At 46.2% G+C, this 19120-nt stretch carries 13 protein-coding genes and 1 pseudogene; 6 read left to right on the top strand and 8 right to left on the bottom strand.

Going from position 1 to position 19120, the window contains the following annotated elements; genetic code table 11:
* The first annotated feature begins 30 nt into the window (after nucleotides 1-30).
* Nucleotides 31-6447 (top strand): putative Ig domain-containing protein, encoded by a 6417-nt coding sequence (locus TWT_RS04270; protein ID WP_237696845.1) that lies wholly within the window; start codon nucleotides 31-33, stop codon nucleotides 6445-6447.
* A gap of 17 nt (nucleotides 6448-6464) precedes the next feature.
* On the opposite strand, the pseudogene TWT_RS04725 reads toward TWT_RS04270, so the two are convergent.
* Together TWT_RS04725 and TWT_RS04265 are read right to left on the bottom strand one after the other, a co-directional pair.
* A pseudogene (locus tag TWT_RS04725) lies at nucleotides 6465-6938 on the bottom strand (putative Ig domain-containing protein); the annotation flags it as partial.
* 20 nt (nucleotides 6939-6958) lie between these two features.
* Nucleotides 6959-8710, bottom strand: coding sequence for a methionine--tRNA ligase (locus tag TWT_RS04265; protein WP_011102771.1), 1752 nt, complete (start codon nucleotides 8708-8710; stop codon nucleotides 6959-6961).
* A gap of 264 nt (nucleotides 8711-8974) precedes the next feature.
* Between TWT_RS04265 and TWT_RS05030 the strand changes: the two genes are divergently transcribed.
* The 4 genes from TWT_RS05030 to TWT_RS04720 all read left to right on the top strand — a co-directional run bounded on the left by TWT_RS05030 (nucleotide 8975) and on the right by TWT_RS04720 (nucleotide 12470).
* Nucleotides 8975-9187, top strand: a complete 213-nt coding sequence (locus tag TWT_RS05030) for a hypothetical protein (protein ID WP_038106154.1) — start codon at nucleotides 8975-8977, stop codon at nucleotides 9185-9187.
* Complete coding sequence (locus TWT_RS04260) at nucleotides 9150-9701, top strand: hypothetical protein (RefSeq protein WP_166806563.1); 552 nt, start codon at nucleotides 9150-9152, stop codon at nucleotides 9699-9701. Before TWT_RS05030 ends, TWT_RS04260 begins: the two co-directional genes overlap by 38 nt.
* Nucleotides 9702-9778: 77 nt before the next feature.
* A complete protein-coding gene (locus TWT_RS04255) occupies nucleotides 9779-10084 on the top strand; it encodes a metal ABC transporter permease (RefSeq protein WP_237696844.1) in 306 nt (101 codons plus the stop codon).
* 97 nt (nucleotides 10085-10181) lie between these two features.
* Complete coding sequence (locus tag TWT_RS04720; RefSeq protein WP_080502106.1) at nucleotides 10182-12470, top strand: WND domain-containing WiSP protein; 2289 nt, start codon at nucleotides 10182-10184, stop codon at nucleotides 12468-12470.
* Here the strand turns inward: TWT_RS04720 and ccsB are convergent.
* The 5 genes from ccsB to TWT_RS04225 all read right to left on the bottom strand — a co-directional run bounded on the left by ccsB (nucleotide 12465) and on the right by TWT_RS04225 (nucleotide 17217).
* Nucleotides 12465-13415, bottom strand: coding sequence for a c-type cytochrome biogenesis protein CcsB (gene ccsB / locus TWT_RS04245; RefSeq protein ID WP_011102769.1), 951 nt, complete (start codon nucleotides 13413-13415; stop codon nucleotides 12465-12467). The genes TWT_RS04720 and ccsB overlap by 6 nt on opposite strands.
* Nucleotides 13416-13421: 6 nt before the next feature.
* Nucleotides 13422-15005 (bottom strand): cytochrome c biogenesis protein ResB, encoded by a 1584-nt coding sequence (locus tag TWT_RS04240; protein ID WP_155105151.1) that lies wholly within the window; start codon nucleotides 15003-15005, stop codon nucleotides 13422-13424.
* 28 nt (nucleotides 15006-15033) lie between these two features.
* Entirely contained in the window at nucleotides 15034-15720 is a 687-nt protein-coding gene (locus TWT_RS04235) for a cytochrome c biogenesis CcdA family protein (RefSeq protein ID WP_011096706.1), read from the bottom strand.
* A 224-nt stretch (nucleotides 15721-15944) separates the two neighbouring features.
* Complete coding sequence (locus TWT_RS04230) at nucleotides 15945-16631, bottom strand: TlpA family protein disulfide reductase (protein WP_011102767.1); 687 nt, start codon at nucleotides 16629-16631, stop codon at nucleotides 15945-15947.
* Nucleotides 16615-17217, bottom strand: a complete 603-nt coding sequence (locus TWT_RS04225; RefSeq protein ID WP_033800031.1) for a histidine phosphatase family protein — start codon at nucleotides 17215-17217, stop codon at nucleotides 16615-16617. The genes TWT_RS04230 and TWT_RS04225 overlap by 17 nt, the downstream gene beginning before the upstream one ends.
* 77 nt (nucleotides 17218-17294) lie before the next feature.
* Here TWT_RS04225 and aspS point away from each other — a divergent pair, with 77 nt between their 5' ends.
* On the top strand, nucleotides 17295-18593 hold the full coding sequence (gene aspS, locus TWT_RS04220) for an aspartate--tRNA(Asn) ligase (protein ID WP_033800126.1): 1299 nt from the start codon (nucleotides 17295-17297) through the stop codon (nucleotides 18591-18593).
* A gap of 20 nt (nucleotides 18594-18613) precedes the next feature.
* Here the strand turns inward: aspS and TWT_RS04215 are convergent, their stop codons facing one another.
* Complete coding sequence (locus tag TWT_RS04215) at nucleotides 18614-19117, bottom strand: glutaredoxin family protein (protein ID WP_011102765.1); 504 nt, start codon at nucleotides 19115-19117, stop codon at nucleotides 18614-18616.
* Nucleotides 19118-19120: the final 3 nt, after the last annotated feature.

The raw sequence follows: 19120 nt of genomic DNA, 5'->3' as shown, positions 1-19120 counted from the left end.
TGTGTGTCCTGCGTATTGTGTGCCCTGCATGTGCCCGGCGGTCTGCTTTTGTCATACATAAACCCACAGACATACACACACGCTGCTGAGCAAACTAAAGAGGCAAGCCAGCAACCTGTAGACCTACCGGGACGTGATATATGGCTCCCCAAGCACATATCAACCACTGAACAGGCAAAGGCCTTTGCAGCATACTTCACAGAGAAAACCCACCTACCCACACATGTATCTGGCACAGATGTATACGTAAAAACATATGCAGGACCAGACAAGATAACAGGAACCATATCCTTTACCTCCTCCTCATCTACGACACCAGCCACCGGTAAATATCCATCAGCTGTTAGCTTTCTGAACTCAGGTGATCACAAAGGATGGCTAAAGGTCAGTCCGGGAAGCCTAACCAGTGACGTATCTGGGACATATACAGCCACTGCCGAATATAAGTCAGCTGATTCATCCACAGTGCTCTCTGCATCATATACCTTCCATGTATATGATGAGTATGCGGTAACCCTTGTTACACGCGGTGAAGCATCCCTAACATCTGCTCTAAAGACCCAATACTCAGGCGGTTTATCTCTCTTTGGTACCGTTTCCCAAAGACCACCTGCATGTCGTGGTGTGGACTGCGTGCATAACAATCAACTGAGCATTCCTCAGGGTCTACAACTCGTCAACCCCGTACAGGGTATTCTAGGTGGCACTGTTACAGCCGCACCCGGATATTACACCTTTGGTCTAGTGGACTCCACAAAGAGATCAACCGCAACAATAAATGACATTGTTGCAGTAGTGGAGATGATAGTCCAGGAACATCCCACCCTTGACTCTGCTGATATATCTGTTGGCCCCGGCTCACAGGTCTCATATGACCAGCGCCCCTTTCCCGGCAGAACCCTGGGTGGTCCAGATGTTACATACACCCTAACCGACCAAAAGCCTGATAAAAAGCCCGGCCAAGAGATAGAAGAAGGTAAATACACTCTACCCAGTGGACTTTCCTTTAACTCCACAACAGGGAGAATCTCAGGTACTGTCTCAAAGACCCAGCAGGCCCACACATACCCCCTAACAGTACGCACCCATCAGAACTATGGAGAACTTGCCAAACTATTTGATCTCAAACCCTCTCAGGCCATAGCCACCATAGTTATCTCTGTAGTAACACCACCACGTGTTACCTATGGAACAACAACCATAGACTCAAGCACAGGCACAATAACCTCTGCTATACCAACTAACCTGGATTCCCAGGCCCTCAAATTCTCCATCAGGACTAAGCCATATGGCCTTGATGCCCTTTCCATCGATCCCTTTACAGGTGCTCTGCGTGGCAATATTGATTCCGGTAATCGTCTATATCCTGTTCCACCAGAGGGTGTATACAGGGTGGTTGTAGAGGCTAAGAATCAGCTGGGCCAGTCTGCCTATTTTGATGCACCCGTAACTGTTGGTGAGCATGTAAGCTTCGTTGGTCGTCCGATTCCATCTGACCCACTGGATAAGAACAGAACACATGTTGTGGCAGGTGTTGCCTATAGCCTATCCCCTGCGTCTGGTAATCAAGATAACCCCCTCTCTCAACCAACCAGTGTCTCTTACTATCGCCTGGCAGACGGAACAAATCAGAATGCAACAACACCAGGATCTAATAGTCTTCCCAAAGGGCTAAGTCTTAATCCCAATACAGGTACCATATCTGGCACTGTTGCTTCAACGGGTGATGAGATACCCGCTTCTGGCACATACTCATTCAGAGTTATTGCAGTTTCTCTCGGCGGAGAAAAAACAGAGGTTACATATACTCTCCGAGTAGAGCAACCCTTTGTAGCAGGTAACTCTACCGTATATGTCAGCACAGACCAGACCCTGGATAAGACAACAGGTGTTCTAACAGGTATAGTCGGTGGCACAGATGTTACAGTCTCTCTTCCGCAGGGAACAAATCAGAATGCAACAACACCAGGATCTAATAGTCTTCCCAAAGGGCTAAGTCTTTCTGTCTCAGGCACAGGTGAATCCTCTACAGCATCTGCCAGATCAGTACATCTAACAGGTAAGCCTGATGGATCTGTTGCACCGGGAAGATACCTAACCCGTCTATCAGTAACAAGCGGGGGTGTAACAAAAACTGTTGTTCTTGTCGTAGTAGTAACAAAACTTGCTCTCAAGGATAAGGCTCGTGCAGAACTTGAGACACAGAATATCTCTGTTTATCACCAAGAGGGCCAACCCTCTGACCCTATCTATGTGTCCCCTCCTGCCCTAACAGGTGTAGATGGTGAAACTGTTATATACACCCTAAAGAGTGGCAGTACACTTCCCGCAGGTCTCAGTCTAGGCCATGAGGGAAGGCTGACAGGCAGACTCTTAGGTGCCACAGGTGTCTCACAGTTCACAGTTACCATAAGCACCAGACACAGCAAGAGCTCTATCGACCTAACCTATAAGATAACCCACCTGCCCGTATCTCTCGGTAAACAGACCGTTACGACATCCCAGGGCGGAACAATTGTTCTACCTCCATCAGTTACCGGTCTTACCACTGCCGGCACTTATTCCATAGGTGAACCAGATACCAAGAGTAAGAAAAAGAAACCCGAAGAAGGTGCAACATCACCTGACACACACGATAAACTGCCCAAGGGTTTACATCTGAGTCCTGAGACAGGAACCATATACGGCGTAATAGATAAGACTGTCAAAACAGGCGTGTATAGCTTCCCCCTAACACTCACCTATGGGGATGATAAGAATAAGAAATCTGTTTCTGCTGTAGTAGAGATATATGTAACACAGGGTGATCCTATTATCACACCCAAGAATCTTGTCTATTACAAAGGTGATACTAATCCTGTCAAGGTCAAGACCCTAGACGGTCAGGACTTTTCAGGCCTACCTATAACCCCAACCGCAACAGACACTAATACATATACATGGTCTCTCTATGACTCTGGTAGCACTGAGGGCACAGGTATCATTCCTGCAGATAGTACTCTGCCCAGGGGTCTTAGTCTGGATAAAAGCACAGGTAAGATAACAGGAACTATAGATTCTTCTGTTGAGTATGGAACATACACCTTTAGGCTAAGGGCAACCAATGCAACAGGTGGCTATGGTGTAGCAGATATATCACTGATATATGTAACAAAGCCACACACCACACCAATCAGTCCTGTTACTAATCCTGTATATGCAGCACCTGGTGGGCGTGTCAGCATACCTCAGTTGGATGGAAAGGGTGGATTCAAATACACTCTCGTAGATGCCCGTAACCAGGCAGAGACAGTAAAGAAGAGTGACGGACCTGTTCAGTTTGGGTTACCAACAGGCCTAAGCCTGAATCCTGAAACAGGATATGTGAGTGGCACTGTCGGAAAAACCGTTCTCCCCGGGACATATGTCTTTGGTGTGAAGGTGTCTGCTGACAGCCTGGATACAGGTCGCTTCCCCGGCTCATCAGAGACCATTTATTATGCACTGACAGTTACAACACGTCCTGTTCTTGAGTCAGTAGATGGACCCGTGTATAAGTCTCATCACGTTACCATCCCGGCTAACCTGCTCAATGCGGGGACTGGCACAACCTTCTCCCTATCAGGATCATCCAGTATCGATCCGGGTGTCAATAGATATCCACAGGGTCTTTCTATAGATCAATCAACAGGCACCCTAACAGGCTCTGTCTCATCTGCTAATCCCGGTTCCTATACATTCAGAGTTCTTGCCACAACAGATGGTGTCTCAACTGAGGCCCTATATCATCTAACGGTAAAGACCCCACCGCCATTTCCAACCACAACATACTCTGTTGTTGCCGGTTACACACCCCATACAACCGGGAGAGAGCCTCTAAAGGACAGGTTCTCTGTTTATCTGGATCTCTCCAGGAAATACCCTTCCTATACATGGACCTTTGGTAGAGATACAGTCCAGGGCACAACTCCGGGTGAAAATACTGTTCCTCTAGGCCTTGTCCTATACAGCTCTGAAGGTGCTCTTATCGGTAATGTTGATAAGTCTGTTAAGCCAGGCCTTTATTCATTCGATCGGGTTGCTCTAGACAATGAACAATATGTCTCATCTCTAAGAGTTGAGATAACTGTCTTTGAATTAGATGCAGTAGAGTATCCTGAAAACCACCTTGTAAAGCCCGGACAACAGGTCTCCATAACTCCCAAGGTCCCAACTGATCTTGATCAGGCACGCAAGCTAACGATTACCGCAGGCTCAGGCGCTGTTCCATCTCTAAAACCGGGTGACGGGAGACTCCCCCTTGGCCTTACCATTACAAAGCCATCCCTGACATCCTCATCTAAAACATCCGATGGCCTCGGTGCAATACAGGGCGTAGTTGATCCCCGTGTTGAAGCCGGCGAATACGCAGCACATATCGATGTCTTCCAGGCAACAGGAGAGCAGATACCTGTTGGTGCCAGAAGAACTGTTCTGGTAAAGATACGTGTTGAAGGGCAGGCAACCCTGCTTTCCCCAACACAGCTTGTTGTGACAAAGCAGGGTGCATCTGTCTCGTTCTTCCCACATATAGCAGGAGGTCAAACCTTTGCCTTTGCCAATGGAACATCATCATCCATAACACCAGGACCCAACAGAGTCCCCGCAGGCCTAGGTATAAACCCTGATACAGGTCTTGTCCAAGGCACCCTTGGCACAGATGTAGAGGCGGGGAGATACACCTTTGGCATTACAGCAACAGGCTCCCAAGGCACCTCACCTGTCACCTTGCAGGTTACTCTCCTTGTCTCAGCTATTGAGAGCAGAAACTACTCTGTAGTAGCCGGGCGCCCCGTTCCTGTAAATAAAGATACAAATACAACCGGATACACCTATGCATTATCATCTTCTTCCTATTCCTCTGTAGTAGCCGGACAGGGAAGAATCCCACGCGGAATTACCCTTGACAGGACAACTGGTAACATAACTGGCACAGTAGGCAGAACAGTAGCAGCTGGTCTATACACCTTTGGTGTTGATGTCTTCTCAGCAAGAGGATCACGTATCACAACTGTTATGTACTCTGTCTCTGTAACAGATGTATTTGGAACAAAACCCTTCTCTGCTGCTGTTACGCTAGGAACACAGGTCAGCCTCCCATCAGGTCAGGATGATGGAGGATCAGACTTTTCCTTTGTGAATGCTGCCTGGTCAACAACACCAGGACCCAACAGAGTCCCACGTGGTGTCTTCCTGGATCCATCAACAGGTTCCCTAAAGACCCTGAACCCACTCTCAGGTGTTCAACCCGGGATCTATACATTCACTCTTTCCTTTGGCCCACGTGGTAGAAGGTCCTCCTATCTATACACCCTTGCTGTCCTACCACCTGTTACCCTCTCTGCCCTACAGGGTGATCAGATAACAGATGAAATAGCTATTCCTTCAGGAATCACACTAAGTGGCCTGCCGAAGGAGTATGGCATAGTCGTTGGTGCAGATGGGTCTGTTACCTCAAAGGCAATAACACAACCCCCAGGCATCTACAGCCTGCCATACACAACCAGGTATTACGGTCAACCCCTATACACCTCTGCACCATCTACCGCAACCCTAACAGTCTCATCTGTTTCCCCACTATCGGCAGATGTAAATGACGTCAATGCCCTGTTTGACAAAACCCCAGAAGAATCCCTAAAGGAAACTCTAACCTTTGCCTTTGCCCGTGGAACATCATCATCAACAACACCAGGACCCAACAGAGTCCCCGCAGGCCTAGGTATAGCAGGACCAACAGGACGTGTGGCTGGATTCTTCAAGACTGGCATACAAAATGGTGTCTACACATTTACAGTTGATATCTCAACTCAGTCAGGCAAATACCTGGGATCAAGGCTATACACAATAACAATAGGTGCCCCTGGAATAGATGCCACAGTGAATCTGGTAAAGATAGCTGGTATATACCAGTCAACCTCCCCCGTAATCTTCTTTCCACCAACACAAGAGGGAACCTACAGCCTGTCATCAACAGCTACCTATAGTGCAACACCAGGACCCAACAGAGTCCCACTCGGCCTACTCCTGGGACGTGCAGATGGATCACTAACAGGTTCGGTCTATGGCTCCTCTCCAGGTGTCTACACATTCCTAGTAGAGAGCACCTATGGACAACAGCTCTACCGACTAACCCTAAAAGACACAACACCACCACCATCACACACCCAATCTGCCAAACCCACAGAAAAACCTAAAGAAGAAAAAACACCTACAGAGAGTAAAGGAGGGGGATTCTGGTCAAAAGTAGGTAGTGGTATAGCTGCGCCATTTAAATGGATATGGCATGGCATAACATGGCCATTCAGAAAATTATTCGGTAGTCGCTCTGAAGCCCCTTCTTCAACCACCAATGCTCCTGCTGAACCCCAGCTCCCTTCCTTTCTTGGGGTTGCCGTTAGTGAATTCTTGAGGTTCCTCCTCTTTGTGTAGGCTGGCTCGTGGGCTGATTTACTCTTTCCGACAGTGCCACTCACATATCCTGTTTCAGGATTCAGGCTTAGGCCTGTTGGTAACCCAAACTGAACAGGTCCGTCACTCTTCTTTACTGTCTCTGCCTGGTTACGGGCATCTACGAGAGTGTATTTGAATCCACCCTTTCCATCCAACTGAGGTATGCTGACACGCCCACCAGGTGCTGCATATACAGGATTAGTAACAGGACTGATTGGTGTGGTGTGTGGCTTTGTTACATATATCAGTGATATATCTGCTACACCATAGCCACCTGTTGCATTGGTTGCCCTTAGCCTAAAGGTGTATGTTCCATACTCAACAGAAGAATCTATAGTTCCTGTTATCTTACCTGTGCTTTTATCCAGACTAAGACCCCTGGGCAGAGTACTATCTGCAGGAATGATACCTGTGCCCTCAGTGCTACCAGAGTCATAGAGAGACCATGTATATGTATTAGTGTCTGTTATACGAATACGTATATGAACGTCTATGAGATGGTGATTTTTGGAAACATAGGAGGTATCAGACTTACCTTGTCTGACAATTTCCCGCCCCAGGCGGAGCGTATATTTTGCTGACTAACACCGCCATCTGCTCCAAATGCACTCCATAGCTTGTTCGTTATCCGAGGCATGATGGGGGAGAGTAAAATTGTGATAGTTGAAAGAGCCCGGAGGGCTGTGTAAAGAACGCAAGCTAGGCGCTCATCATCCTGCTTTTTGTGTAAACTCCAGGGTTGTTGCCTGGTTGTATATGTATTTGCACGGACTGCAAGAGACCAGATTTCAGCCATAGCGATGTGTGGAATGAGTTCATCTATTGCTTTACAGGCCCTATCTGACACATCTTTACAAGCCTGCAGCAAAGATTCGTCTTCTTCAGAATAAATCTTTGGCACGATAACGCGCCCATTCAGATATGTGGTGTACATGGAACTTAGTCGACAGGCAAGATTCCCGTAGCCATCTGCTAGCTCCGAGTTGTAGCAGGCTGCAATACTCTCAATGCTGAATGAATAATCCTGCCCAAAAACAGGCTGTCTCAAAAAATAGTATCTCACTGCGTCAACGCCAAAAATATCTGTTAAATCTTGCGGCTTAATACCTGTCAGCTTTGACTTTGACATCTTCTGCCCGTCAACTAACAGCCAACCATGAGCAAATATTTTCTCCGGCACAGGCAGTCCTGCGGCCATCAGCATAGCAGGCCATATGACGGCATGGAATCTCAATATGTCTTTACCGATTATATGGCTAGCTGGCCAGTATTTTTTGAACGGAGAGGTCAAAGCTGCATTGTCGGCACTGGTACTTAAAGTATGGGATAGCCTATCGCTTTCTGCTGATCCTCCAGGTCCTGGAATACTTGATTCAAGTGTATTCAGATTGGAGTGTGTGCAAAATTCTGCACCCCCAGGGGTGGTACCATCGATCGGAAGCTCTTCCTTAGCAGACATTACGGGTGTCAGATAGTTAATCAATGCGTCGAACCAAACATAGACCACATGCCCCTCATCCCAGGGCACCTCAATGCCCCAAGTAAAACTTGACCTGGATATCGAGAGGTCAGATACTCCATTCTTTACAAACTGTACTACTTCGTTATATGCAGACTTGGGTTCTATAAAGTCCGGATTTTTCTTATAAAGATCAAGTAATCTGTCTGTAAATGCGCTCAACCTAAAGAAATAGTTCTTTTCGGTGAAGTGCTCGAGCTGGCACCCGTGCACTTCGCAGAAATAATTTTGTTCTTCACCCTGCGGCAGGCTGCATGTACGAGGGTCTTTGCCGAGCGTACCATTAACTGACTCATCATTAGGCAGCGCACTTTGTGAAACGGTTTTGAATTCTTCGCAACTGACACAATAGTATCCGCTGTACTGTCCGCTGTAGATGTATTGATTTTCTCTGAGTCTATTTATAAACCATTTAACACGCTCCCGATGCCTTGATTCCGTTGTGCGAACAAAATCATCATTTGAAATGTGCATTAGGTCGAGGAGTGGCTTCCAGGCAGTTTTCAGCATCAGGTCAGCCCATCCCTGTGGGGTCATGTTCTTCTCTTCTGCAGCACGCAGCACTTTCAATCCGTGCTCATCTGTCCCTGAGAGAAAAAATGTGTCTTTTCCGCTCTGTCGTTGCCATCGCGCGAAAACGTCGGAAACGACTAATGTATACGCATGACCTATGTGAGGGATATCATTTACATAAAACACCGGGGTTGTAATATAAAAACCCATAAGCCCCCATATCCGGATTGCACAGCCCTACAGGCAGGATAGCACTGTCGGTCTAGTTCGGATAATTTACTTTCGAATCTTGCGAGATATGGTCAGTCCCCTTCTTTTCGGATGCATTGTAATGCACGCAATAAGTTGAGGCATAGGCCACTCAATCGACGGACGTGCGAGAAGTAGTCATTGAAGATCCGGGTTCCTGAAATTATTTTCGCGGGCTTAAAGTGGGTTTAGGGAAAGGACTATCCAGGCATTACCCCTGCTTTTATGGCTTGTAGTCCAAATATTGCAATAGCCATTCGTAGCATACACAAAGCACACGCCTTGTCTCTAGGGCATGTATCTGGTTCAGACGCAAGACAGAGAATCTGCAGTCCAGCTCATATTGCAACAGGCAAAGATATGCCATCACGGCTTTGGCGTATTGCCAGAATGGCAATCAATGTTAGAGAGGTGTCTTTCAACACCTACAGAGAGTAAAGGAGGGGGATTCTGGTCAAAAGTAGGTAGTGGTATAGCTGCGCCATTTAAATGGATATGGCATGGCATAACATGGCCATTCAGAAAATTATTCGGTAGTCGCTCTGAAGCCCCTTCTTCAACCACCAATGCAACCGGTAACACCAGCGGCAAAACGCGCGTCAAACGAGATACGCCAAAATCACCAGAACCAGACCACCCTCTCAAGTCTGTTAATGAGCAGATAAAAACTGTAACCGGTGCTGTAAATAACTTTCAAAAATCTGTTCTAACCTCTCTAAAGAACTTCTTCACCTACCTACCAGCCAAACTCAGCTTCCTAGAATCAAGCCATATACACTTGGTTCTCTCACACTTGCACTCCAGTCCACAACACAACAAGCCAAGGTCTCCTTGGTGCTGTTGCAGTTTATTGCTGCCACCCTTATCAGCTTTGCCAGTCACCCTTGCAGGTCACATTTGCCACCGCTTCCCACCCGGCACCGTCCCACCCGGCACCGTCCCACCGCAGTAACAACACTTGTTAATGCCTACAGTGCTTTTTACTCCCAGTGCTTTTTACTCTGCAGTATGAAGTTTTAGATGCATGTTATGACTGGAAAAGCTATGCCTATCCAGCAGCAAGTCGGTGTGGTTCTTGTTGTTGCTATGTTGGTCATACCGGGCGTCTCGGCAAGTCTGCTTAGCAGAAAAATATCAAGAATGTTTATCATATCTCCCGTCATGGCTGTTACAACTTCTGTAGCTGGTGTTTACATAAGCTACACATTTGACTTACCACCGGGATCGGTGATTGTCTTGGTTATGGGATCAGTGTTCGTTCTCACATACACTGTAACGAGTATCATGTCAATGATTGTGAGCAATAGAACTCTGTTGAGGACAAGACACGGGTAACACTGGTGTTCTAGTATTTATGGATTGCGTCATGCAATGAGGTTTGCTATGCTTGTCACCGGTTATTTAAGAGGGAATGGGGTGATTAGTTAAATTGATGAATGGAAAGATACTAGGCTCGGTGACACCTTGTCGCGTTTTGGCCCGCGTGGCCCTTCTTCTCCTCCTATCATCCCTACAATATGAAACAGCCTTTGCCAGACAGACACCTCCTGCTCTATCCCTCCTATCATCTGTTTCATCTACATCTGTTTCATCTAATACCAAATACACAAGAGTAAGTAATACAAATACACAAGAAGTATGTGTAACAACTAACACAAATGTATCTCTCCTAATAGATCCTGTTACAAGCAGTACAAAACAAACCCTGTCCTGCACCCCATCTCTCTTACCCCAACCACAGACACATATATATGTCCCATACACAGATACATCCTCATACCTATATGTCCCATATATAACCAACACACATATATCTCTCTATTACACAGATAAGAAAGCAGATCCATCATCTTTCCTAACCTTCCCTCATACAGACATAGCAACCCCATACGGAGATGAGAAAGTAATCTCCATAACAAAGACAACAACCAATCTCATAGCTCTCCTAACAACCCGTAACATCTTCTTCTTTGACATACATGTAACAGAGAAACCAAAGATAACTGTTCCCATACACAAACAGATAGATAACACATATCTCTCAGACATACCATCACTCAGAAACTCCAGATACACCTTCTCTCTAACACACCCAAACAAAGACATAACCATAGATAGATACACCGGACAGATACATCTCTCATCCCTACCAACATCTCCCATAACAGCCATAGCCATAAACAGAGACACAACCACCCATATCACCTATGCAATAGATACACAATATAGACAAATTCATCTTGATCCTCCTAAGAAGCCCCGCAAGAGAGATGTGACACCTGTGACTAATACTGGTGTCTGTGCTGCTCAGACCTATTCCCCTACCTATGCAACAGAATCTCTAGAGGATATGGCCATTCGTGTGACAAATCCAAGCTGGAAGGCTTCCTCTTATATATCATCCTCATACACCTGGTCTGTTCCTCCTGACACCACAGCACCCATTCCTCCCTCTCCATGTGGTCCAACCAAGAAATGGTCACCGGGTGACTGGACACCTACCTGGGTTACCCATCCAACTCCTGTTGACTCCTACGCAACAGAGTCTCTGGAAGATATGATACGTAAGTTTAAGTCACAGTTAGAGAGTCCAACAAAGAAATCCTTTAGTGCTATAACAGGAAAAACCTTTGACACAAAACCTCTCCTGCGTGGTGGTGCATACTTCCCAACATCATCCAAGACAGTTGGGTTCTCCACTACGGTTTGGATAACAGCACCTTTGTCTTCCATTGACCTTAATGTGCCTCTTACCAATGGTATTCAGACGGATGTATTTGTATATCTTGTATCTGGCACATTCACCTATACCTTCCCCACCATCGGTGCATTCTTTACAACAACCCCAAGCAAGGGAACCATACGGATTGCCTGGGTCCTTCCTGCCTATGACCCAACCTGGCATGTGCCATTTACAACAGGTGGTATGTATGCCATATTTGACGGGTCCTCAGCAACATTTCGTGATCTTCTGAATGCATATTCATCTCTATCGGCATCCTTTACGACCGATACAACCTTCTATGCCTCTAACTCTGGGGATATAACTGTTACAGTGCCTCTTACCAATGGTATTCAGACGAATGTATTTGTGCATCTCTCCTCTGGAGGATTATCGACAGTTGTTCCGCTCATGACTGCATACCTTACTGCTTCCTCTGAAATCAGTAAGGGAACTATCGCAGCTGCATGGGCCGCTCCTGCCTATGACCCAACCTGGCATGTGCCATTTACAACAGCTGATCTGTATGCCACTTATGACGGACCAACAGGTGAACTGGTTGGTGTGTTTTACACCCCATATACCATAAATAGGACAGTATCGCGTGGTCAAACTGTAAGTCTTAGTCCTCTTCCTACCGGAACCTATTCATTTCCAACATATGTGTCTTATGCAACAAAGCCTGGAACTAATCGAGTGCCTGCCTATTTATTCATGAATCCTACCAATGGTGCGCTGGTTGGTTCTGTGTATCCCTATGTTGCCCAGGGTCAGTATCAGTTCCCCGTTGCTGGTGCTGTATATAACCTGCATGTTACAGGTAAGAATAAGCGTCCTAAGAGGGAAGCTGCTGCTCCATGTAGTCCAACCAAGAAATGGTCACCGGGTGACTGGACACCTACCTGGGTTACCCATCCAGCTCCTGTTAACTCCTATGCAACAGAGTCTCTGGAAGATATGATACGTAAGTTCAAGGAGAGTCTCAAGGCTGCTTCATAGGCCAGAGTAGCTGTGTAATCCAGAGAAGAACACATTCACGATTGTAAAGTTGAATATAATCGTTGTAAATCCTATCAAGGAGAGCACAGAGGAACGAGTTCCCCTCCATCCTGCCGTTGCCCTGGCGTGTATGTAGGCCGCGTAAAGAATCCAGATGATGAAGGTCCATATTTCTTTTGTGTCCCATCCCCAGAATCTTCCCCAGGCCTTTTCTGCCCATATCGCACCTGCAACAAGTGTAAAACTCCAGAATACAAACCCAATTACGTTTAGCTTATATGCTATATTTTCCAGAAAATCCACATTCGGTATGAGCCTAGACTGTGCGAAGAAAACATTTCTGGACAGTTGCAGCCCACTCAGAAGTGCACCGAGCATAAAAAACCCTGTTGCAAGTATGGCGACAAGTATATGTATTATCAGCCAATATGAGTGTAAAGCTGGTGGAAGCGGTGAGATCGGTACATACACTAGAGTCAATCCGGAACCGAGAAAAATAACGATTAATCCGAAAAAAAATGGAGCAAGGAAATTGAGATCCACCTTTCTTGCAACTGAAAGAAAGACAAGAACGCAAACAAATGTGCTCGTGAGGGCAAATTCATACATATTCGCCCAAGGCACTCTACCGGCCGCAATACCTCTTAGAATGACGGATGTGCCGTGCAAGACGACCCCGATAAAACTCAGAACAGTTGCGACTCTAAACAGTTTATGAGTCTTGCCAAATAGATTTGCAACTTTAACAAGAGTGCCTACCTTATTTGCGTCACCATAAGCCACACCGGTGTTATGCGTACGTGTATCAGGCGAATTACCAATACCGGAATGAGATGAAACCCCAGCTATCGACTGGACAAACGCGACAGTGTAGGCAATAAAGCCAAGGGTGTAAATAGGGAGAGCAGAGGCCAAAAAAAACAGGGAATAACGATCAAAATCCATAAAAACCTATCCAGTATGCGACCCCCTAAGTCTAACATTTGCTGATTCTAGCTGAGCGAGAAATTTGCCCATAAATGCCTTCACAAATTTATCTGGAATTGCCTCATCACCCCTTGTTAGTCCAGCAATCTCTACGGCATTGTTAGCAACGCGAACCCACAATCTCCGTCTTTGTATAAATAACGCCGGAACGAGCGATCCAAGTGCTAAAAGAGCCGCAAGAAATATGTATCCATTGAAAGGTGCAAAGTGAATATCAAGCCCAACAAAACGCGCAACAGAGTTTTTATATCCGTATGGGTCCGGAGCTATGTTAACAAACTCAATTCTGCCAAGATCGCCCGGTAGTTTATCTGACTGTCCAGGCATAAGGGTTATAGACTTTTTACCGCTGTTGCCTCCAGCAATTTCTTTTAGCGAATCTGTATTAAGGGTATATACGGAGTCCCCCTCGCTTAGTTTTCCCTCATAGATATTTAGGGTCAGAACTGGATACGTCAAATCTGGATATATCGAGAAAAACGGCATTGTCTTTGCCCCTTGTGTGGGGTAAAAGAAACCGATCATACCGAGCTGCTGCGCTAGCCCCTGGTGTATTTTTATCACCCCGAGGCTTGTCATATTTCTATCCTGGGGGATAAATGGCACCTGCTCATCGAAAACGACTTTACCTGAGGTATTACGCACACGTATACGAGGCGCATATCCCTTACCAAGGAGATAAATATTTTCACTACCGATCCGCAAGGGATCGTTTACTCTTATTATCTTTCTCTCTGTATTCCCGTTTTGCCAGATAACTGAAACATGAGCCTGATAGTCAAGCGGGGCGCCAAATTTGTTTATATCTCTCGTATCTTGGCTATATTGCACGGTAAATTTATCCAGTACCATTCGGTACTTTGGCAGTAGTGAACCATCGAATAGTCGTCCAGGATGCAATGTGTCAAAGTCCCCGATTATGTTTGCAAAACTGTTGCCAACAGTTACTATGCGCTGGCCTCTAAATCCGTATAAGCCACCAAAGCCAACCAGGATGACTAGCAATAGTAGGGCCATATGAAAGGTAAGGTTTGCAACTTCCTTGAAATACCCTTTTTCAGCAGAAACGCTATTGCCATACACTGACACCCTGTGCAGGGATTTTTTCAAAACTTTCTTGGCGATCTCCAGGATTAGGGTGGACGTCTGATGACAATGACATACCTGAGACTCCGACTCATGGGATTCAGCCCTCCCGCGATGACATTCTGTGGAGTGTGTGACGGTGTACCGGTATTGGTGAAAGACGGGCATTCTGTCGAGCCGTTTCGGAGTCTTTCCCGGGGGTATCTTTAAGGTTTTTATATACACCCCCGTTCTTGCCACTATGCACCCTATAAGCGACACAAAAAGCAGAATGTATATACTTGAGAACCAAACCGAACTATAGACGTCGAATAATTGAAGAAAATTTACTATGCCAATAAGCTCAGGATTGTTCTTTTTGAAACGCGCAACCCCGTTTGGGTCAGAGTCTGTTTGCGGTATGAGGGAACCGGGTACAGCTGCCAACGCAAGCATTAGCAACAGAATCAGCGCAACCCTCATACTTGTGAGTTGCCTCCAAAGCCAGAGACTAGAGCGGAGCATCGTAGCCGAATGATTCCTGGATTAAGTGCATCAGGATAGCCCACACACCTGTCAGCATGAAAATTCCGGTTATCAGGAGTAGCAGTCCGCCAAAAATATTAATTATTTTTGTGTAGCGATATAAAAACTTAAGTGCATTCCAACCCGTTGCAATCAGCAGAAACGCTAGGCCCAAACCAATACAGTAGAAAACCCCAAGTAGAAAACCCCTCCAAACGGAAGAATTGTTACCCGACAGAGATAACGCATTCACAGCCACTAAGACTGGCCCCATGCACGGGGTCCAGCCAACGCTGAATAACAGGCCAAGCAGAAAGGGATTCGTTCTCTGCACGGCAGGTTTTATTAAGAACTTTGTTTTGATAACCCCCATATAAATTAAGCCCATGATGAATATGACAACACCTGATAGGCGGATAATTATTTCTTGGTATCTGACCAGAAAATATCCTGTAGCTCCACTGAAGGTGTTTAGAGATATAAAAACGGAACTGACTCCAAATGCGAAATAAATCGCTGTTGAAATCGGTTTATTTGAAGAGCTTATTGCACCAATGTATCCTGTCACAACAGGCAAGATGCATGGAGAAGCAAGAGAGAGAAGACCGGCAAGGGCCGCTATAAAGGCGGCAACAGCCACACTGCCGGATACGGCGATATCTTCCGGATTCACGTTTACTGCTTTCCTGCAAGTCGCTCTGTGAATACCAGGCTTGATGAGGCTGAGGCGAGACAGAAGGTAAAATCAAATTGACTAATCACAACACTCTTATAACCTTGCGGCCAAACAATTAGCAAAGATGTTCTGACTCCGCGTAACGCGCGCTGCCGTTGGGTGTTGATTCTCTATTCTCCTTGCCTAACACACATACATCATAGACTTCAATGTCGCCAGTATCAGGTACCATAGGTTTTTTTATCTGTCTCAGCTGACACATCACGTATCAAGGTTGTAAGGATACTCTTTGAAGTAATCCTCCCAAGGATTCTGACTGCTATAAACCCTTTTTTATCCAGCACGTACGTAACTGGCACCCCATTCGGGGGAATTTGCCCAGCAAATGCAAGCCGCACAGACGCGTTTTGCACATCTATGATTGATGGAAAAGTGATTTTAAATTTTCTCGCAAATGCCTTTATGACATCTGCATTATCACGAATATTGACGCCGATAAACTGAACATTTTGAGTTTTGAATTCGCTCCACACCTCCTCCAGAATTGGCGCCTCTTCACGACACGGAGGGCATGCGGCATACCAGAAATTTACTACTTGCACCTTTCCTGCGTATGAAACGGAATTATAAGTGCTCTCCTGTCCATCTGGATCAATAGCCTTTTCGGAGAATTTAACCCGTGTGACACGATTCTCTGGGGCTACAACCTTTACCACCCCGGCAAGATATTCACCAGAGTCTGTCTGGGTCTGTGTGTCGGAATAAAAACACCCAGACAAAATTACCGAAGAAAGAACCAACAGAAGCGATACAGAAAACAGGACACAATTCCGGGGATTACCCGAAAGACACAAACTGGCCGGATGCCGAGGTCGATACTCATTACGCCTGCTATTTATTCGTCGCACACTTTAATCCACACTCGACATAACCCGCTTCAACCAGGCTATCATCTCTATACTCGAAGCTAGTGATACTGGAAACTGTGCATCTGCGGGTCTTCGGATTGTGGAATAACGGCTTTGCAAGTTGATGCAAATGCACTATCCAAATGGGAAGCTGATGGGTGACCATTACAACATCATGCTCGCTATCCTTTGCCTCGGAGATAATTGAGAGCATTCTTGACAGAATACTCTCGTAAGGCTCACCCCAGCTCGGACGGACAGGATTTCGTAATAAGTGCCAATAGCGTGGTGACCGAAGAGCACTGTTTGAACCACTGACGATTTTGCCCTCAAAATAGCTATACGGCTCAATCAATCTATTGTCCGTTTTTATCTCCAGATTCAAAGCCTCTGAAATAGGTTTTGCAGACAATTGAGTTCTCAGGAGCGGAGATGCGTAGAGCGCAGATACCTTCCGTGAAGAAAAAAAATCGGCAACCCTTCTCGCGTCACATTCACCAGATTCGGTTATGCGATAGTTAGGGAGCCTCCCGTACAGAATGCCGGTTGGATTGTTTACTTGCGCGTGGCGGACTAAGTGAATCATGGTCACTTATACAAGTCTAGGGTAGTATTTCGTAGGTGTGTGACAGAGAGATAGTAAATTCGAGTTGGTCTTCAGAGATGCCAAGTGTTTTGATTGCTCATTTATCGCAGTATCAGTCCTCACAGGCGGTCCAGGTGCGCGGGTGGGTTGAAGCCGTGCGTGACCAGAAAAATATTCAGTTCGTCATAATACGCGACGAGTCTGGGGCGCCTCTCCAGCTGTTATACGTGCGGAGCGGTAAGAGCGACTGTATTGCAGAGAAAATTTCATCGCTATCTATCGGATCTTTTGTAAGGGCTTCTGGTGTTCTGAAGCATAATGAACGCGTTAAGCTCCGCGGGCTGGAAGTTGAAATCAACAATCTCGATGTTGTTAGTACGGCCTTGCCGAGCCCTATTGCCCACGATTCGTCGATTGATAAAAGACTTGACTGGCGCTTTCTCGACCTGAGGAATGAGCGCAATAATTTAATTTTTCGCATCCAGACATACTTTTTACATGCGCTTCGTACTTGGTGGGTTAGAAATGGTTTTATTGAAATCAATACACCCAAACTAATGGCATCATCAAGCGAGTCTCGAGCAGAGTTATTCAGTCTCAAATATTTTGACAGGATCGGTTATCTTGCCCAGAGTCCTCAGTTTTTCAAACAAATGTCCCAAGCTGCCGGGTTTGGCAAGGTGTTTGAAATTGCACCTGTTTATCGTGCTGACCCATCTTTTACGAGTCGCCATGCAACTGAATATACGAGCATCGACTCCGAGCTCAGTTGGATAGAAAGCCACGAGGATGTAATGAATATGCAAGAAGAGCTTTTGACATATTCTATATGCGACGTTTTGGAGAGGCACTCAGAGGAAATTAGGGGAGTGTTTGGTTTGAATCTCTGCCCACCCAAACGTCCCTTCGTCCGGGTTACGCTTGAGCAAGCACTCAACATCTCTGCCAGGTCAGGTCATATTTCACAAAGACATGATCTTGATCCAGAGGCAGAGCGACGAGTCGGAAAATGGGCATTAGATAATCACGCGTCAGATTTTGTATTTGTTACTAACTATCCGGTTTCTGTAAGGCCTTTCTACCATATGCGAGAAAATGAAAATATAACAAAAAGTTATGACCTTCTGTTTAGGGGAATTGAAATAGCCACCGGTGCGCAGCGTGAGCACAGATATGATGTCCTAGTAGACCAAGCGCGAGAAAAAGGGTTGGATCTCTCAGAGCTTGGGTATTATCTCGATTTTTTTCGCTATGGCATGCCACCCCACGGTGGGTTCGGTGCTGGGCTTGCAAGGATAATCATGGCACTCTTGCGTTTGGGAAGCATTAAAGAGAGCACTTTTCTGTTTAGGGGTCCCAACAGGCTTTTGCCGTGAGGCATAGCGCGGGCTTAAGATCACTTACGCTTTCGCTTGAATTTCCTCTTACTAGGTCCTGTTGACGAAGGACCCCTCGTTGCCTTTATAAGTTCAATACGGATCTCATCAAGCGCCTTTTGGGCCTTCATAGCCTTGAGAATATCGGCAAACAGCCGCTCGCGATTGACTTTCCAGTAGCAGTTTTGTCGACCATTCAGGAATAGAACCGGTATTTCCTGATGAAACCTTGCCTTCAAATCTTGATTTTCTTCGATATCACGCTGCACAACCCTGATCCAGTCATCCACGTTGCCAAGCATTTCACTGACAATATAGCTCTGCTTTAGACGTTCAATAACCGACACAACTTCCAAAAGCGCTTCATCGCACAGGCAGCACCCTCTGCGGCCCAAAAGAGTTATCCAGACCTGAACAGCAGGATTTGTCGTGCTAGTATCCGTGAAACAGGGAGAGGATAGGATATCAGAGCCGGACAGGATTCTTGGAGCCGACGATATCTCTCCGGAAGCTCGATCCTGCACTAG

The organism is Tropheryma whipplei str. Twist, from assembly GCF_000007485.1.
Classification (GTDB): domain Bacteria; phylum Actinomycetota; class Actinomycetes; order Actinomycetales; family Microbacteriaceae; genus Tropheryma; species Tropheryma whipplei.
The sequence above is the reverse complement of the archived record's forward strand: the minus strand, read 5'-3'. Positions and strand labels throughout refer to the sequence as shown.